Genomic DNA, 15602 nt, shown 5'->3' on the forward strand with positions numbered 1-15602 from the left:
TCTTTTTTATTTCTCTTATTCTATCATTTTTACTGTCCCATAATCCTGCCTGTACCTCCGAACATTTATTTGTAACATTCCTGCACCGCCCTCATTCGTTCTTTAAACTGCTGTATAACCCAAACTGGCCCCTCAATCCTTACCTTATCTCCTAATGCAAACAGCCATCCGAAAAATTGCTGGCTTACATTGACCCTGATTGTAACTGCAAAAGAAGCTTCACTGACAGGATGAAGGCAAACTTCCTTTCCAAATCTATCAATCATAACACCTGCCAGTTCATTTTTGCATACTAATCGAATTTCTTCTTCTTCGCCGCCAAACATCCCGAATATTTTCTGAGAATAACTGGCAAGGTCAAACCTGGCAAATAATTCCTTTCCCTCTCTTGAACGCTTCATCACCTCTAACTTGACCATCTTATCCACTCTATAATGCTTGACTACCTGACTGACTTGATCATAACCAATCATATAATAATTCTCATCATCCCAGGTAAGCGCCCATGGGCTAATCTCATAAAACATCCCTTCTCTTCTAAGACGCATCTCCTTGGCGACCGTCCATTCATAATATTGAAAGCGTACTTTGGCATTTTCAGATATTGCTGTGTGAATCTTATCAACATTATAGTAAATATTCTCATTCTTTGTCTTATTGCGGTTGACTACAAAAACCTGCCTCTGCAACTGTGCCGCCTCTGATTTGCTTGCGAGATTCTCCAACTTTTTAATCAATTCTTCTGATTTCTTTTTTGTGATAAATCGGGTACATTGCACAGCATCTACCAACAACTTTAACTCTGGTAGTTCAAAATCACGGCTGGCGACATAATATCCCGCTGGCTTCTCCCGTTTGTTCTCAATGTCAATTCCAAAGTCCCTCAATACCTCAATATCGTGATAAATACTTTTTCGTTCTGCCGAGATTCCATTATTGGACAACATGAAAATCAAATCTGTCATTGATAATGGATGACTTTCATCCGTTTTTTCTAATAATTCTTTCATGACCAGCAGTATTTTCTTCTTTTGCATACTAGAGCGCGCCATAATATTTCCTTTCACATACCCTCTTTTTAACTATCATCTTGCCAAAAACGGATATCTTTGTAATTGATAGATCAGCACATCCTTCTCTCTGCTTTCGTCTTCTTTCTTAAGCCACCTCATTACTGCAGGAAAATCCAGATGAAACCCAACCCCAAAATACTTAAACATCCTCTCATGAGAGCCACAAAACGGTCTTGCCACCACACGTCTCACATTTTCCTCCATCGGAAAATGCCAGTTTACACTCTGATTTGCTGTGAGCAGGGATACTCCATTATCAAAAATCGGCGCTGGTACAAACTGATTCCCTTGACTCAGAACCGCCAAATTATTCAGATGGCGATCCTCATTCAAAGTAATCATATCCAAAGTAAATATTTTCTTCAAATATTCTCTAATGTCAACGCCACAGCTCTGCCAGACAAATCTTACAACGTATTCAATCCTTTCCTCCATCGTCTCCATAGTTACCAGAACATGAGAAAGGTCTTTCCCAAATTCATTATAATATAACCGATAAAACGTAACCAATTCTTCTCCCTCTTTCAGAAAATCCCTGCTTCGGCATCCTTCCACCTCATTAATCAAACCTTTCTCATAGATCACATATTCAGATGAACTCAAGTCCGAATATGTGAGCAGACCAGATATCAGATATTCGGCAAGACCTTCCCTGCCACGGCAATCCTTTTTATACCAATAATTATTTTTCTTATATTTCATCTGGGTTCCTTCACTTGTTCCATCCATTGCGACAATATATTCTTGCTCAATTTCTTCCCGAAACATTCTTCTACCTCACCAGCACATCTTTACTCTTCAGATTCTCTCCTGGAAAACGAAACCAAATATAATCATTCCACGACACACCATGGGTCTTCTTCACAATCTCATAAGGATTATACTCCCTCAACCCCAGATACGCCAGAATTTCATTAATATCTTCCCGTCCCCTGTCCCAACACCGCATCTCCAGAATCTTATTCAGCTGATACCTTGTCATATTCTCACTGGCAAAAAGCTGTCTTAAAGGATGTTCAACATGCCGCACTACCTTCACCTGATGTCCTTCTACACTCACACTTGCAGTCAGGATATCCTTCCAGAATACCTCAAAAGAATAATCCTTCACAATCTTTCCATAACCTTTATCTATCATCTTTACTTCTTCTGCCTCTTTCATCACACATTCCCTTTTTGCAACAGCTTTTTAATAAATGAGGCTGTTGCATCAAGATTATTACTTAGTGCGACAGCCCCATGATTAATTCAGTTTAAAATCTCTCTCTGTGAACCTTCTCCATCGGAAGCTCGTCCAGAGAATACGCAGCCGGATGGTCGTTTGTCATTCCCAATGACAGAATCGCCTCCACACCATACTTGTCCGGAATTCCAAGCAAATCCCTGATGAAAACCTCCGTCATTCTTCCGTCCGAAGCCTCCCGAAGCCTTCCCTGAACCCAGCAGCTTCCAACACCAAGACAATCTGCCATCAGATGCATATTCGTCATGGCAGCCGAACAATCCTCAGTCCATACATCCGACTTTTCTGTGTCGCCAATGACAACGATTGCGCAGTCCGCATGCTCAATCATAGCGGCCCCTGCTGCCCTGCTCTTTGTCAGCTTCGCCAGAACCTCCTTGTCACGAACCACGATAAACTCCCATGGCTTTAAGTTCTTACCAGATGCAGACAAAAGCCCTGCCTTCAAAATCTGGTCAACCTTATCCTCTGGAACTGCTTCTCCTGTATAGGTTCTTACACTTCTGCGGTTTCTCATTACTTCCAATAAATCCATTTCTAAACACCTCTTTTTAAACTTTTAATCTTCTTTCCTTAGTATACACCAATTCAAAGAGCAAATTCAACTCCTTCTTACAGTATATTCTAGTAGTATATTCTAGTATCCTCTCTCCTTAAGCCCATTTACCAGCCCTACATAGAACTCCCTCACATCAAAATCCCTGATATTCTCTCGGTTCAAATCAATCATATCTCCGTGGGATATCCCCCGCTTCCCGCTTGTGGTAAGGAACGTATAGTCCTTCCCCCATGGAAATGAGCCTTCTGCCACCAGCCCATCGTTGGCCCCGTCAAAATACTTCACAAGCTGATGTGAAAAATTAAGGGGAAATCTTCCTCCCGACGCCACATTCAGCTTAGAGCCTACGCTCTGGTAATAAATCCCCTGCATATCCGGCACACTCTGGTTAAATCTCTTGCAGGCAGAAGCCGTAAGGTCTGTCACCGCCGCAATAAAATCCGGCTTCTCATCCCCTAGTTTTCTAAGGGCAGCATTGTACCCCTCCGCCACCTTATCCTTTACCGCCTGGGGAAGCTTATCGAGAAGATAATCCGCAAAAATACATCCCCTGTGGGGCGTATTAATAGTGGTCAGGGAGGCCACATATTCCGCCATCCCAAGACGGCTTATGGCATACCTGGAATCCAGCCCTCCCTTAGAATGGGCGATAATATTCACCTTCTGGCATCCGGTTTCGGCCACAATCTCCTTAATCCGGCGGGCAAGCTCGCCTCCGCTGTCCGCGACTGATGCCGCAGACTGATGATTTCCATAGAAAATCTTTGCCCCATGAACCTCTAACTCCTTGGGAATCCGCCCCCAATAGTTAAAATATTTAAAATCCCGAAAGAACACTCCATGCACCATCAGAATCGGATATCTGGTCTGACACAGCCTCTCATCCTTTCGTTCCTGGGCCTGCATCATCTTCCCACTCTCAAACTCCCATTCCTCCATAGCCATGCGGATTATTTTTACCAGCACCACCAGATGAACAACCGGTATCCATCCGCACAGGAGCCCAATGGTCCTCCATTTTACTCCAAGCTGTGACGACGTAAGATACACACGGATAATTCCGCACCAGAACACAGAAGCCTCCACAAGCATGACACAGGCAAGGTCTGCAAACCATACCCATTTATTCCCTGGAAATAATACCGGCAGCATAATCACCAGCCCTATGGCCGATATGGTCACTGACAACAAAAAATAAAGCAGAAGCTCGCAGCCGTCTGCACAGACATGAAGCCTCCTTACAGGAAGCCTTAGATTTGAATACGCCGGAAAAATATTGAGAAAGATCACGCCCAACACAAAAAGGAGTATAAAAAGAATACCCCCTTTTTCCGGTATAATCTTGTAATAATACAGAAACGGTATATTTGCCGCTGCACACAGAAAAAACACGCAGCCTGCCCGTCGTATGTACTTCATTAGTCCTCTTTAAAACTCCTCTCTTGAAAGAATCTCGCATGTGCCGGCTGCTATTACTTCATTATGTACGTCAGTCCACCATTCCAAGCCTGGGATAATACTGGAACACCGCCTTAGCCAAAATATGGTCCTTCTCCACAAATTGATTCTCCCAATATCGGGAATCATGGGAATGATTCCGGTTATCTCCCATCACAAAATAAGAATCCTCTGGAACCTTATATGGACCAAAGCTTCCCTTTGGCGCCTCCTTCAAATAAACCTCCTCAAGAGGCGTATCAGAGCCGTCAATATAGACTCGTCCATCCACAATCTGAATCGTCTCTCCCGACAGACCAATTACCCTCTTTATGAACACCTGGGACTCATCGTCTGGAAACCGGAATATAATAATATCCTCCCGCTTCGGCTCCTGAAACAGATACGCCAGACGCGCACCGATAATCCGGTCCCCAGGAAGAATGGTATCCTCCATAGATCCGGAGGGAATGGTGGCGTTCACAATTAAAACCTTACTGCAGAACAAGGCGAGAAGAACCGGTATCACAATCAAATCAAAACATTCTTTGACTATTCTTTTTACTTTATTATTCTTAATATCCAAATTTTCCGTCGATTGATTCATCATTCTCCACCCAATCACTCACCAGAATCATTCGGTATGTCTCCTTCGTATCACGGATATATACCTTCTTAATCCCTGCGTTTATAATCAGCCGTTTGCACATAGAACAGCTATTCGCATTCTCGATATACTCTCCTGTATCCACCTCAATTCCAATCAAATACATAGAACTGCCAAGCATCTTGTCCCTGGACGCGCTGATGATGGCATTGGCCTCGGCATGGACACTCCGGCAAAGCTCATAGCGCTCTCCCCTGGGAACCCCCATCTTCTTGCGGATACACTCTCCGATATCTGTACAGTTCTTCCGCCCCCGCGGAGCCCCCACATATCCTGTAGAAATAACCTCGTCATTTTTTACAATCACCGCGCCATAATGCCTCCTAAGACACGTACATCTCTGCGACACCATCTCCGCAAGATCCAGGTAATAATTTGTCTTATCTCTGCGTTCCATTTAATCCTCCTGCTTCTAAATGGTTTCTTTTTCTATATTATCCTCTATCTTTAGAAAAATATCAACTTGTTTCTGCCTCAACCTCCACAATTTTACAATATCTCCTCAAAGGATACTCACCGTCATGAGCCCCTCCTGCCGCCAGAGAAGACATGCCGCCAGAGCTAGTAATCCGGAGGACTCCGGCTTTTAGAAGCTGTTTTTCCAGATAAATGCGGTCCAAAACATTGTCGTCTGCTAACGTGACGCTTACCCCTTTCCCACGAAGTAGTTCTCTTTTGGAAGTCACATTTTCCAGCTCGTCATTATAAAGAACAATCCCCACTTTTCCCCCTAATTTCTAAAGAAAGTTCGGGATATTTTAGACTTTCTTCCTCCAGCAAAGCGAGAAAACGCTTCCCTAACGCTCTCACCACAGCCATATCCTCTGTATCCACAAAAATCCCCTGGCATGAGCTGCATAGAAGCTGATTCGTTTCACAAATATGCCCTGCCAGTTTCCGCAATTCTTCCTCATTAGCATTGTGTACCGCATATGCAAAGCTCAGTTTATGCCCCCAGCTTATGATTCGGGTTCCTGGGTCAGCCATTTCCCTTACTGCCCTAATCGCCTCATCCCCTCCCCAAACCACAATGGCATACGCCAGCTTCCCAAGACTTTGCATCAGTTTTCTATTCGTTCCATGCCTTCTTCCCAGGGCGAGTATCATCCCAAGTCCCGACCACAAGCTTTGTAAATCCCTTCATCATTAACAGCCTGCGGTATTCCTGGCAATACTCAAATTGAAACACCGCATTATTAATTAATTTTCCCATAAAGAGGGCGTCTGAGCCTTGAATATCATAGGGATCCCTTTTCCAAAATAAACTATCCATCTAATCCTCTGCTCTTAAAAAATATCCCATATTTATACGGACTTCCTTCCGTTCTTTGTCATTATTAGAGTAGCAGCAACTATCAAATCCAATCAGCTTAAAGCCTTCCTTCTCATAGAATTGAATCGCCGCCGTGTTACAGGACTGGGTTTCCAAAATAACCGCCCTGCGCTTTTCACGAACCGCCTGGGCCTTTGCAACCTCCATAAGACGATGTCCAATCCCCTGCCTTCTCAAGTTTTCATGAACCCATAATTCCGTTACCATCAATCGGTTACTCCACTCCTCCGGACAGGTTTCGATACAGGCAAGCATTTTTACCTTGCCCTCCTTCTCCTCGACAATCCCCCAGGCACAAGCCTTCTCCCAATGGGGCTGATACAGCTTATCCGGAAAATCGTATTCCTCCGGATAATGGGATACCGGTGCGTCAAAACGCCGTCTTGGCATATTGACATGGAAGCCGCTGGCATCCCTTTCTATCTGTACATCATAATATTCCTCTGTTGTATACCTCATTGGTATCACGGTTCCTTCCCATTCTTCTTTGGGAAGGGGAAGGATTTTTAAATTTTCCTCCATATCTAAGAGAACCTCCTTTCATTCTTTCATAAATACACTTTTCTATGCTTCCATCATTAACAAAAATTGAAATCAGACATTTATTTGAAAAACTCTTATTGTATTTTTCTTAGCGTTTTCAATCAAGACATTTTCTTCCACTTTCATATATTTCGCCAAATCTCTTACCACATATTTGATATTCTGCGGCACATTCCTTCTGTTCAATCCTGGAATATTTTTAGGAGTCAGATATGGTGCATCCGTTTCGACTAAAACACGATCTAATGGAATAATATGTACTGCATCTCGTAGCTCTTTCGCACGACGATCATCACAAATCCATCCCGTGATACCAATAGAAAATCCCATCGAAAGATATCTGTCTAATGTTGCTTTATTACCAGTAAAACAATGAATCACAGATTTCTTACAAATATCTAAATGATTTTTAAATCTCTTTATAAAATCATCTGTTGCACTACGCTCATGAAGAAACAATGGTTTGTTTAGCTTTTCTGCAAGAACAATCTGCTTTTCAAGACATCTTATTTGGTTCTCTTTAGTAGAAAACATTCTATCATAATCCAAGCCACATTCCCCTACGGCTACCAGTTTATCATTTTGTGTCAAAATCTGTTCTATAAACTGAAAATCTGCCTGCTTTGCTCGATCTGCGTTATGAGGATGTATTCCCGCTGTTCCATAAGCATCGTGTGTTTTTACAAACTCATTGATTTTCTTATCTTCTTTTATATCTGTTCCAGTCAAAATACAACATATCTCATTTTCTTTTGCCTCCTTAATTATTTTTTCTGGTTCAGAAAATTGCTTACAAAATAGATTCAAACCAATATCATAATATTTTGCAAATTCCATACTAATTCCTCCAATAAAATCAAATATTCAACTGATTAGTCAATATTAATATCTATAGAATTTTCCAGCTTCAGAATACTCATTAGTTTGATTTCTGTCCACTTTTATCCTCCCATATTATACCATACATTTTTCTGATAAACTACAATTTTCCAGCGCTTCATAGCCCTCCCATAAATATCCCCTTACACTTAACGCAAAAAATCCATAATTTTTTCAATATAAAAATAGAGGCATGTTCTTCCTTTCTAGGAATCATACCTCTCAAGCTAATAAATATTCTTAACAAAGTGAAATCCAATAGTATTCACAACGTTTTTCTTCTCCATGACACTGTATTGACCTTACCTTTTCCAAAACTCCTCCACATTTTATAATCGTCTTCTTAGATGCAGCATTTTCTGTATCACAAGTCAACAAAATCGCAGGTATCCCCAAGCCTCTTGCCTTTTCAATCACTTGACTAAGCATCTCTGTTGCATATCCTTTCTTACGTTCTTCTGGGACAACGCTAAACCCCACATGCCCACCTAATACTTTTAGGTCTTCGTTTAATGTGTGGCGAAGCTCAATACATCCTATTATTTTTTCATCCGTTCTTCTCATTGCCATATATAATGTCGTTTGCACACCCAGAATATCATTTTCTGGCATTGCACACTCTTTTACCTTCTGAACCCACTCGTCATAATGCTCGAAATGATGGAGTCCACGGCTTCCATTGATTGTACTCTCTCCTGCTTCTATAAATGATTTACGAAAAAACATGTTTTTTTCTTCTGATTCTTTTCAGCACTGATTAACTTTATATTACTCATTGGCATTTTTCTACAACACTTTCTCTTTCCTTCTTGTCTTCCCTTTTCAATCCCTTTTTCTTCCACGCCCTTACTCAAATTACACATAATCGACACCTCACTCTCCAATGTCTGAGTCATTCTAATATGAAAATCTTCCTCCAATATCTGACACTTATCCTGTAAACCTGTCTCCGTGGATAGAATTCCCTAAAAGTTTTCCTAGAAACACTGACACTTTCGTCCTTACTTATGATAAGGCTCCCCATTTATAATCCGAAACCCTCTATAAATCTGCTCTAATAAAATCACCCGCATCAACTGATGTGGAAATGTCATCCTCGAAAAGCTCAGCGCATAATCCGACCTCTCAAGCACCTCTTTCCCTAGACCAATAGACCCTCCAATAATAAACACAATATGGCTCTTACCCTGTACGCCAAGCCTCTCAAGCTTATCCGCCAATTCCTCTGACGTAATCTGTTTTCCCTGAATCTCAAGAGTAACCACATACGCCTCATCCTTCACCTGTCTTAAGATTCGTTCCCCTTCCTTTGACCGGATAGCAGCCTCCTCCACTTCACTGGCGCTCTCCTTCGTCTTTTCATCCGCCACCTCGATTATCTCTAACTTACAATACTTCCCCAGACGCTTTGCATATTCCGCAACAGCATCTCGCAGATATTTCTCTTTAATCTTTCCAACCGTCACCAATGTAATCCGCATTCTGGTAATTCCTTCCACTTCATACCGATTTTCACACCACATACCGCATATGCCACAGATTCCCGTGATACATATACCTATCCCAACGCCACATCCAATATCATCATAAGCACAAACCCTGCCGCAAACCCAATCGTCCCGATGTTGCTATGCTCTCCTTCTGCCGACTCCGGCACCAACTCCTCCACAACCACATAGATCATGGCGCCCGCCGCAAATGCAAGCAGATACGGCAGAACCGGTGTAATATACGCTGCAAGCAGCACCGTAATCCCTCCTGCAATCGGCTCTACGATTCCGGACATAGACCCGTACAAAAATGCCTTCCACCGCCCCTGTCCTTCACTCCTGACAGGCAGAGACACGATAAACCCTTCTGGAAGATTCTGCACAGCAATTCCGATTGCCAGCGCAAACGCCCCTGCAACCGTCACATCTGCATTGCCTGTCATCAGCCCTGCAAACACGGCGCCGCTTGAGATACCCTCCGGTATATTATGAATCGTAACCGCCAATACAAGCATGGTTGATTTATTCAGCACACACCTTGGCCCCTCAACCTGGTCTGAACCCACATGCATATGAGGGATGGCCCGATCCAAAAGCAGGAGGAAGCCGATTCCCAAAACAAATCCCACAGCCGCAGGCACAAACGCAAACTTGCCCATATTTTCCGACATATCCATAGCCGGAATCAAAAGTGACCACACAGAGGCCGCAACCATGACGCCCGCCGCAAATCCCAGAAGCGCCTTCTGGATTAAAGGCTTCAGCTCATTTCTCATAAACAGCACACATGCCGCGCCTAACGTTGTACCCATAAAAGGAATCATAAGTCCCCAGAAAATCATCATATAAATTCTCCTTTTGATAGCATCCATTTTCTTAAACTCAATTAGTATAACATAAATTCCGGTTGCATCATAGGCTCTGCTGATTTTCCCCAAATATTTCTTGACATTTAAACAAAATTATGATAATTTATTCAAAATTTTAGGAGAACATGGAGATATAAAACTGATGAACTTGACAAATGAAGTAGAATTATTAAGAGTAACGATTGACGATGTACCAAAACTACACGCCATGCAGATAAAATCATTCAAAGAATTATTAGAGAAATATCAGGATTTTGACACAAATCCTGGAAATGAAGGTGTGGAAAAAATAGAAACGCGCTTAAAACAAGATTTTACATTTTACTATTTTATCTGTATCGGCGGGCAGAAAGCCGGCGCGGTTCGTGTTGTTGACCCAAAAGAAGCTAAAACGAATAAGAGAATCTCCCCTATCTTCATATTACCAGAATTTCAAGGCCAGGGCATTGCACAAAAGGCAATCCTGTTATGCGAACAAATACATGGGAGTAACAACTGGGAACTGGACACGATTCTGCAAGAACCGAAAAACTGTCATCTGTATGAAAAGCTAGGATATCAAAAGACAGGCAAAACAAAAGCTATTAACGATAAACTCACGTTGGTATTTTATGAAAAATAGGCTTATTACTAAAAGTATGGGCTGTGCTTAAAATCAGGGACGCGGCAAAATCTGCCGCGTCCCTTGCTCTTAATCTATTTACTCAATAATTCATGAATTCCCTTGGCGCCGGCTTTTCCCGCACCCATGGCAAGGATAACCGTAGCTGCGCCTGTGACAGCGTCTCCGCCTGCAAATACAGCCGCCTTGGAGGTCTGTCCGTTTTCTTCCTCAGCAACGATACATTTTCTCCTGTTAGTCTCAAGCCCCTTGGTGGTAGACGCAATCAACGGGTTCGGAGAAGTTCCAAGAGACATGATCACAGTGTCAAGCTCAATCTCGTACTCAGAACCAGGAACCTCCACCGGACGCCTTCTTCCAGATGCATCCGGCTCGCCAAGCTCCATCTTAATCACCTTCATACCCTTCACCCATCCGTTGTCATCCACAAGAATCTCCTTCGGATTGGTCAGAAGGTCAAAGATAACGCCTTCCTCCTTGGCGTGATGAACCTCCTCAACTCGCGCCGGAAGCTCAGCCTCACTACGACGGTATACGATATGTACCTCCGCGCCCAGACGCAGAGCCGTTCTTGCCGCATCCATAGCCACGTTACCGCCGCCCACAACTGCAACCTTCTTACCTGCCACAATCGGGGTATCATAAGAATCGTCAAAGGCCTTCATCAGATTGCTTCTGGTCAGGTACTCATTGGCAGAGAACACGCCGTTGGCCGTCTCCCCTGGAATTCCCATAAACATTGGAAGCCCTGCGCCAGAGCCGATAAATACTGCCTCGAAATCTTCCTCCTCCATCAACTGGTCGATGGTGGTGGACTTTCCAATGACAACATTGGTCTCAAACTTAACGCCTAACTCTTTTACCTTCTCAATCTCCTTCTTAACGACTTTATGCTTCGGAAGACGGAACTCAGGAATTCCATATACCAGCACGCCGCCAAGCTCATGAAGCGCCTCAAAAACGGTCACTTCATAACCTAACTTCGCAAGGTCGCCGGCACAGGTAAGACCAGACGGACCAGAGCCGATCACCGCAACCTTATGTCCGTTGGTTTTCTCAGCCTTCACAGGCTTAATGTCATTCTCCAACGCATAATCTGCAACAAATCTCTCCAGCTTTCCGATGGATACCGGATCACCCTTGATTCCGCGGATACATTTACACTCGCACTGGGACTCCTGAGGACATACACGGCCGCAGATTGCCGGAAGCGCGGAAGACTCTCCAATCACCTTGTAAGCCTCCTCAATATTCCCCTCTTTTACCTGGGAAATAAATCCAGGGATATTGATGGATACCGGACATCCTTCAATACACTTGGCATTCTTACAGTTCAGACAGCGAGCTGCCTCCTCCATTGCTTCTTCTTTGTTATATCCGTAGCAAACCTCCTCGAAGTTCGTTGCTCTTTCCTTCGCATCCTGCTCTCTTACAGGAATTCTCTTTAATACATCAGCCATTAGTTGTCACCTCCGCAATTACCGCATCCACCATGGTGGGTGTCACCTTCTTGTACCTTCAGAATCGCACGGCCTTCCTCAGTCCTGTACATCTGCTGCCTCTTCATCGCATTGTCAAAATCTACCAGATGTCCGTCGAACTCCGGTCCGTCTACACAGGCAAACTTCACCTCACCGCCGACGATAACACGGCAGGCTCCGCACATACCCGTACCGTCCACCATAATTGGGTTCATGCTGACGATGGTAGGAATCTCAAGCTTCTTGGTTAAAAGACAGGTAAACTTCATCATAATCATCGGTCCGATGGCAATGCAGACATCATACTTGTTGCCTTCTTCTACCAGCTTCTCAATCTTCGTCGTAACCATACCTGCATGGCCGTATGTACCGTCATCTGTACAAGGATAGTAATTTCCGGCAACTTCATTCATCTTTTTCTCCAGAATTAACATGTCCTTGGTCTTGGAGCCAACGATTACATCAACCTCAACGCCATGCTCCTTGAGCCATTTAACCTGAGGATAAACCGGAGCTGCCCCCACACCGCCGGCAACAAAGAGCATCTTCTTGTTCTTCAAGGTCTCTAAATCTTCTTCCACAAAATCTGACGGACGCCCCAGAGGTCCGATAAAATCACGGAAATAATCTCCTGCTATCATCTTGGACATCTTCATGGTAGAAGCCCCAATCTCCTGGAACACAATCGTGATGGTTCCAGCTTCCCTGTCATAATCACAGATGGTAAGGGGAATCCTCTCACCCTTTTCATCCATCTTCACGATTACAAACTGTCCAGGCTCACAATGCTTAGCCACGCGCGGCGCTTCTACATCCATAAGATAAATCTTATCAGCCAGCTTTTCGGCTTTTAATATCTTGTACATCCTACGTTCCTCCTAAAAATTTTATATGACTATCATAATCCATCTTCACACAAATATCAAGTGCCTGTCCTTCTATTTTATCATCATCCCCATGATATAGAGGTCATAATATTTTCCATATAAAAGGGTCTGGTTCCTTAGACACCCCTCCACGACAAACCCAAACTTCAGGTACAAAGAAACCGCCATGGTATTATCTGTCCTTGTATCCAGCCGGATTCTTGTGGTCACTCCATTTCCTTTACACCAGTCAATCAGCATCTCAATTAAGCGGCTGCCGATGCCTTGCCCCTGATATTTTTTTGCCACAACTATTCCCAGCTCCCCCTCATGGCGGGACTTAATCTTATGGCTAGAGCTTATGGTCGCAATTCCCACAATCTCATCCCCGTCAAGAGCCAAAAGCATCGTATTATTTACATCCCCCTCTAATTTTTTGATATCCTCCTCCTGTTCTTCTGATATCATTTTTCTGCTGCTCTTTAAAGCCTTTATATTCAGCATAACAATTTTAAATAACCAATTCAATGGAACTTCTGCTTTATGCAAAAAAACTGCCGGAAATGACTTCCCTCCATTCCCTGGGAAAGCCATATCCTGCAGCTTTTACGCTTAATACAATAGCCTCATAAATTCTTTAGCGCACACAATTATTCTACCGGAAAACTTACATCATTGACAATAATCTGTGCAATCTCATCAGTATCCACCAGACGGTTGAATACCGTCTTATACCATACGTCTGCGCCTAACACATAACCGCTGTTTTCAATTAAATCTTCTGAATCCGAAACAATATAACTGCTTCCGTCCTTATACTTAATCTCTAAATGCTTCATATGATATGGATCCTGCGCCTCATCTTTAGAAAGCCCCATGCCTTTGGACATATCCACACGAATTGCTATGGGAGAATATGCCAGACAACCATTGGCGCCCATATCAATCTTTTTGACAGGAATCTGCCCTTTATCCGATAAGTCTATGGTCTCTGTCTGAACCTTAGCCATCGCCTCCTCATATTCCTTCCACAAGGCTTCGTCGCCCGCTTCCTCCTTTGACATGTTTGTCGTATCCGGCGCCAGCTTATAGATTTCCTCCAATGTATCGGGATACTTCTGAATCACCAGCTTCGGAATATCGCCCTCTTTCAAAATATCTGACCAGAGCATATAGGAGGTACAGTAGAATAACTCCTCCGTACTCCTTTCCATGTCTACGTAAGTGTTCTCCCCTGCAAAAATGAAGCCGGCATCTTCTCGCCCACCGCACTCCACGCTGAAACGGAAATCCACATCATCCGTAAACATCGCGCCTTTTGCCACATTGGTATCCTCACTAGCTTCCAAAGCCGTCACGCCGCCTTTACGTTCCAGCGTATAATACATCACCGCCCCGCTGCTGTCATAGACAAAGCTCTCAATCGTCAGCGTATGCTCTCCGAGCTGCTTGACAATGGGCTCGTCCATCACCCACTGGCCGATCTGTTCATCAGCCTTTTCTTCATCCACCGGTACAAATTCCTTAGACGGAATATCCACAGGAGTCTTACCTCCTTTGCCGTTATCAACCTCTTTATGAATCACATCCCATGATTCCTTCGTCGAATTTCCAAACATTCCCTCGAAAAGACCTGTCTTGACCGACGCATACACCATGCTGGGAACCGCCAGACATACAACTGCTGCAACCGCCGCCGCGACATGCAGGTTCTTCCCAAAATGCTTTCTTTTTCCCGAAGTTTCCTGCTTTCTCTCCAAAATCTTGTAAGTATCGCAAAGCCGCTGGTTCACCACATCCGATACCTGAACGTCCTGTCTTAGTATATCCCGCATCTGCTTCTCTGTCTCTCTCATCTGCAAAACCTCCTTAAAAATTCTTAATAGCACAATACCTGCTTTAATTTTTCCCTGCATCTTCTCAGCTTACTCTTCACTGTATTTTCATTTACCTCTAAGATCTGGGCAATCTCCCTTGTATGGAAACCTTCCCCATAATACAATAAGAATATAGTCCGGTAATCCTCATTTAACTCTCCGATAAGCCTGTAAAATTCTCGGTCATCCCTGGGAACATCAGCCTTATCCGGCAACTGGTCTGAAACAGTATACCGTTTCTGCTGTTTTAGTAGATCCTTACAATGATTAATCAAAATCCTGGTAATCCAGGTCTTAAAATACGAAGCATTTTTCAACTCCTGAAGGTGCTCATACACTGATAATACCGTCTCCTGCATCACGTCAGCCACATCCTCCTCGCTTCTTAAATAGCTCTTTGCCACCTTATAAAGCCCTGTCTTATGTTTCTCCACCAAATCCACAAACGCCTCCATGTCTCGCCTCTGTGCGCGCTTCACGAGCAAAACATCCATCGTCCTTCCTCCTTCCTGTTGTCACATTATATCTATTAGACGAACCAACTGGTCAAATGGGTGCAAAAAATTATATTTTTTTAAATGAAAAAGGGCAGGCATTCGCGCCTGCTCTCGTAGATGTGTCCCCCGCCTGGCGGGTTATGTAGAAAACGGAATAACCGGACAG

21 protein-coding genes are annotated in these 15602 nt (G+C 43.6%); 1 reads left to right on the forward strand and 20 read right to left on the reverse strand.

The annotated features are described in order from the left end of the window. Window positions 1–65: 65 nt before the first annotated feature. The 15 genes from GN277_RS13415 to GN277_RS13485 all read right to left on the reverse strand — a co-directional run bounded on the left by GN277_RS13415 (window position 66) and on the right by GN277_RS13485 (window position 10069). Complete coding sequence (locus GN277_RS13415; RefSeq protein WP_244324714.1) at window positions 66–1010, reverse strand: helix-turn-helix transcriptional regulator; 945 nt, start codon at window positions 1008–1010, stop codon at window positions 66–68. Between the two features lie 75 nt (window positions 1011–1085). After that, entirely contained in the window at window positions 1086–1841 is a 756-nt protein-coding gene (locus tag GN277_RS13420) for a HipA domain-containing protein (RefSeq protein WP_159751494.1), read from the reverse strand. A gap of 4 nt (window positions 1842–1845) precedes the next feature. Then, on the reverse strand, window positions 1846–2235 hold the full coding sequence (locus tag GN277_RS13425) for a hypothetical protein (protein WP_159751495.1): 390 nt from the start codon (window positions 2233–2235) through the stop codon (window positions 1846–1848). 91 nt (window positions 2236–2326) lie between these two features. Next, a complete protein-coding gene (locus tag GN277_RS13430; protein ID WP_159751496.1) occupies window positions 2327–2851 on the reverse strand; it encodes a nitroreductase family protein in 525 nt (174 codons plus the stop codon). A gap of 102 nt (window positions 2852–2953) precedes the next feature. Beyond that, window positions 2954–4294 carry an esterase/lipase family protein gene (locus tag GN277_RS13435; protein WP_159751497.1) on the reverse strand — a complete coding sequence of 447 codons (1341 nt, stop codon included), beginning with the start codon at window positions 4292–4294 and terminating at the stop codon, window positions 2954–2956. A gap of 70 nt (window positions 4295–4364) precedes the next feature. Next, on the reverse strand, window positions 4365–4919 hold the full coding sequence (lepB, locus tag GN277_RS13440) for a signal peptidase I (protein WP_159756763.1): 555 nt from the start codon (window positions 4917–4919) through the stop codon (window positions 4365–4367). Then, window positions 4888–5376: a deoxycytidylate deaminase gene (locus tag GN277_RS13445; protein ID WP_159751498.1), complete on the reverse strand. Its 489-nt coding sequence runs from the start codon at window positions 5374–5376 to the stop codon at window positions 4888–4890. The genes lepB and GN277_RS13445 overlap by 32 nt, the downstream gene beginning before the upstream one ends. A gap of 61 nt (window positions 5377–5437) precedes the next feature. Further along, window positions 5438–5701, reverse strand: a complete 264-nt coding sequence (locus tag GN277_RS13450; protein WP_159751499.1) for an acyl-CoA reductase — start codon at window positions 5699–5701, stop codon at window positions 5438–5440. Further along, window positions 5682–6041 (reverse strand): acyl-CoA reductase, encoded by a 360-nt coding sequence (locus tag GN277_RS13455; protein WP_159751500.1) that lies wholly within the window; start codon window positions 6039–6041, stop codon window positions 5682–5684. Before GN277_RS13455 ends, GN277_RS13450 begins: the two co-directional genes overlap by 20 nt. A 7-nt stretch (window positions 6042–6048) precedes the next feature. Further along, entirely contained in the window at window positions 6049–6252 is a 204-nt protein-coding gene (locus tag GN277_RS13460; protein WP_159751501.1) for a hypothetical protein, read from the reverse strand. Beyond that, window positions 6253–6834, reverse strand: a complete 582-nt coding sequence (locus GN277_RS13465; protein WP_159751502.1) for a GNAT family N-acetyltransferase — start codon at window positions 6832–6834, stop codon at window positions 6253–6255. A 72-nt stretch (window positions 6835–6906) separates the two neighbouring features. Continuing rightward, window positions 6907–7692, reverse strand: a complete 786-nt coding sequence (locus tag GN277_RS13470) for a TatD family hydrolase (protein WP_159751503.1) — start codon at window positions 7690–7692, stop codon at window positions 6907–6909. A 282-nt stretch (window positions 7693–7974) separates the two neighbouring features. Next, entirely contained in the window at window positions 7975–8460 is a 486-nt protein-coding gene (locus tag GN277_RS13475; protein ID WP_159751504.1) for a GNAT family N-acetyltransferase, read from the reverse strand. Window positions 8461–8735: 275 nt separating this feature from the next. Next, window positions 8736–9215, reverse strand: coding sequence for a 23S rRNA (pseudouridine(1915)-N(3))-methyltransferase RlmH (rlmH, locus tag GN277_RS13480; protein ID WP_159751505.1), 480 nt, complete (start codon window positions 9213–9215; stop codon window positions 8736–8738). A gap of 77 nt (window positions 9216–9292) precedes the next feature. Continuing rightward, window positions 9293–10069 carry a ZIP family metal transporter gene (locus tag GN277_RS13485; RefSeq protein WP_159751506.1) on the reverse strand — a complete coding sequence of 259 codons (777 nt, stop codon included), beginning with the start codon at window positions 10067–10069 and terminating at the stop codon, window positions 9293–9295. Between the two features lie 166 nt (window positions 10070–10235). On the opposite strand from GN277_RS13485, the gene GN277_RS13490 reads away from it, so the two are divergent. Beyond that, entirely contained in the window at window positions 10236–10715 is a 480-nt protein-coding gene (locus GN277_RS13490) for a GNAT family N-acetyltransferase (protein ID WP_159751507.1), read from the forward strand. Between the two features lie 74 nt (window positions 10716–10789). Here GN277_RS13490 and gltA read toward each other — a convergent pair whose 3' ends face one another. The 5 genes from gltA to GN277_RS13515 all read right to left on the reverse strand — a co-directional run bounded on the left by gltA (window position 10790) and on the right by GN277_RS13515 (window position 15433). Continuing rightward, complete coding sequence (gene gltA / locus GN277_RS13495; protein WP_159751508.1) at window positions 10790–12175, reverse strand: NADPH-dependent glutamate synthase; 1386 nt, start codon at window positions 12173–12175, stop codon at window positions 10790–10792. Continuing rightward, window positions 12175–13062: a sulfide/dihydroorotate dehydrogenase-like FAD/NAD-binding protein gene (locus GN277_RS13500; protein ID WP_159751509.1), complete on the reverse strand. Its 888-nt coding sequence runs from the start codon at window positions 13060–13062 to the stop codon at window positions 12175–12177. Before GN277_RS13500 ends, gltA begins: the two co-directional genes overlap by 1 nt. Before the next feature lie 72 nt (window positions 13063–13134). After that, window positions 13135–13566, reverse strand: coding sequence for a GNAT family N-acetyltransferase (locus tag GN277_RS13505; RefSeq protein WP_159751510.1), 432 nt, complete (start codon window positions 13564–13566; stop codon window positions 13135–13137). A 146-nt stretch (window positions 13567–13712) separates the two neighbouring features. After that, complete coding sequence (locus GN277_RS13510) at window positions 13713–14918, reverse strand: hypothetical protein (RefSeq protein WP_159751511.1); 1206 nt, start codon at window positions 14916–14918, stop codon at window positions 13713–13715. Between the two features lie 23 nt (window positions 14919–14941). Further along, window positions 14942–15433: an RNA polymerase sigma factor gene (locus GN277_RS13515; RefSeq protein ID WP_159751512.1), complete on the reverse strand. Its 492-nt coding sequence runs from the start codon at window positions 15431–15433 to the stop codon at window positions 14942–14944. Between the last annotated feature and the right edge of the window lie 169 nt (window positions 15434–15602).

Source organism: Sporofaciens musculi, from assembly GCF_009830285.1.
GTDB classification, from domain to species: Bacteria; Bacillota; Clostridia; order Lachnospirales; family Lachnospiraceae; genus Sporofaciens; species Sporofaciens musculi.

Bases quoted from the DNA above. Each gene is read 5' to 3' on its own strand.
- GN277_RS13415 (WP_244324714.1), bottom strand. From the start codon at position 1,010: ATGAAAGAATTATTAGAAAAAACGGATGAAAGTCATCCATTATCAATG.
- GN277_RS13420 (WP_159751494.1), bottom strand. From the start codon at position 1,841: ATGTTTCGGGAAGAAATTGAGCAAGAATATATTGTCGCAATGGATGGA.
- GN277_RS13425 (WP_159751495.1), bottom strand. From the start codon at position 2,235: ATGAAAGAGGCAGAAGAAGTAAAGATGATAGATAAAGGTTATGGAAAG.
- GN277_RS13430 (WP_159751496.1), bottom strand. From the start codon at position 2,851: ATGGATTTATTGGAAGTAATGAGAAACCGCAGAAGTGTAAGAACCTAT.
- GN277_RS13435 (WP_159751497.1), bottom strand. From the start codon at position 4,294: ATGAAGTACATACGACGGGCAGGCTGCGTGTTTTTTCTGTGTGCAGCG.
- lepB (WP_159756763.1), bottom strand. From the start codon at position 4,919: ATGAATCAATCGACGGAAAATTTGGATATTAAGAATAATAAAGTAAAA.
- GN277_RS13445 (WP_159751498.1), bottom strand. From the start codon at position 5,376: ATGGAACGCAGAGATAAGACAAATTATTACCTGGATCTTGCGGAGATG.
- GN277_RS13455 (WP_159751500.1), bottom strand. From the start codon at position 6,041: ATGCAAAGTCTTGGGAAGCTGGCGTATGCCATTGTGGTTTGGGGAGGG.
- GN277_RS13460 (WP_159751501.1), bottom strand. From the start codon at position 6,252: ATGGATAGTTTATTTTGGAAAAGGGATCCCTATGATATTCAAGGCTCA.
- GN277_RS13465 (WP_159751502.1), bottom strand. From the start codon at position 6,834: ATGGAGGAAAATTTAAAAATCCTTCCCCTTCCCAAAGAAGAATGGGAA.
- GN277_RS13470 (WP_159751503.1), bottom strand. From the start codon at position 7,692: ATGGAATTTGCAAAATATTATGATATTGGTTTGAATCTATTTTGTAAG.
- GN277_RS13475 (WP_159751504.1), bottom strand. From the start codon at position 8,460: ATGTTTTTTCGTAAATCATTTATAGAAGCAGGAGAGAGTACAATCAAT.
- rlmH (WP_159751505.1), bottom strand. From the start codon at position 9,215: ATGCGGATTACATTGGTGACGGTTGGAAAGATTAAAGAGAAATATCTG.
- GN277_RS13485 (WP_159751506.1), bottom strand. From the start codon at position 10,069: ATGATGATTTTCTGGGGACTTATGATTCCTTTTATGGGTACAACGTTA.
- GN277_RS13490 (WP_159751507.1), top strand. From the start codon at position 10,236: ATGAACTTGACAAATGAAGTAGAATTATTAAGAGTAACGATTGACGAT.
- gltA (WP_159751508.1), bottom strand. From the start codon at position 12,175: ATGGCTGATGTATTAAAGAGAATTCCTGTAAGAGAGCAGGATGCGAAG.
- GN277_RS13500 (WP_159751509.1), bottom strand. From the start codon at position 13,062: ATGTACAAGATATTAAAAGCCGAAAAGCTGGCTGATAAGATTTATCTT.
- GN277_RS13505 (WP_159751510.1), bottom strand. From the start codon at position 13,566: ATGCTGAATATAAAGGCTTTAAAGAGCAGCAGAAAAATGATATCAGAA.
- GN277_RS13510 (WP_159751511.1), bottom strand. From the start codon at position 14,918: ATGAGAGAGACAGAGAAGCAGATGCGGGATATACTAAGACAGGACGTT.
- GN277_RS13515 (WP_159751512.1), bottom strand. From the start codon at position 15,433: ATGGATGTTTTGCTCGTGAAGCGCGCACAGAGGCGAGACATGGAGGCG.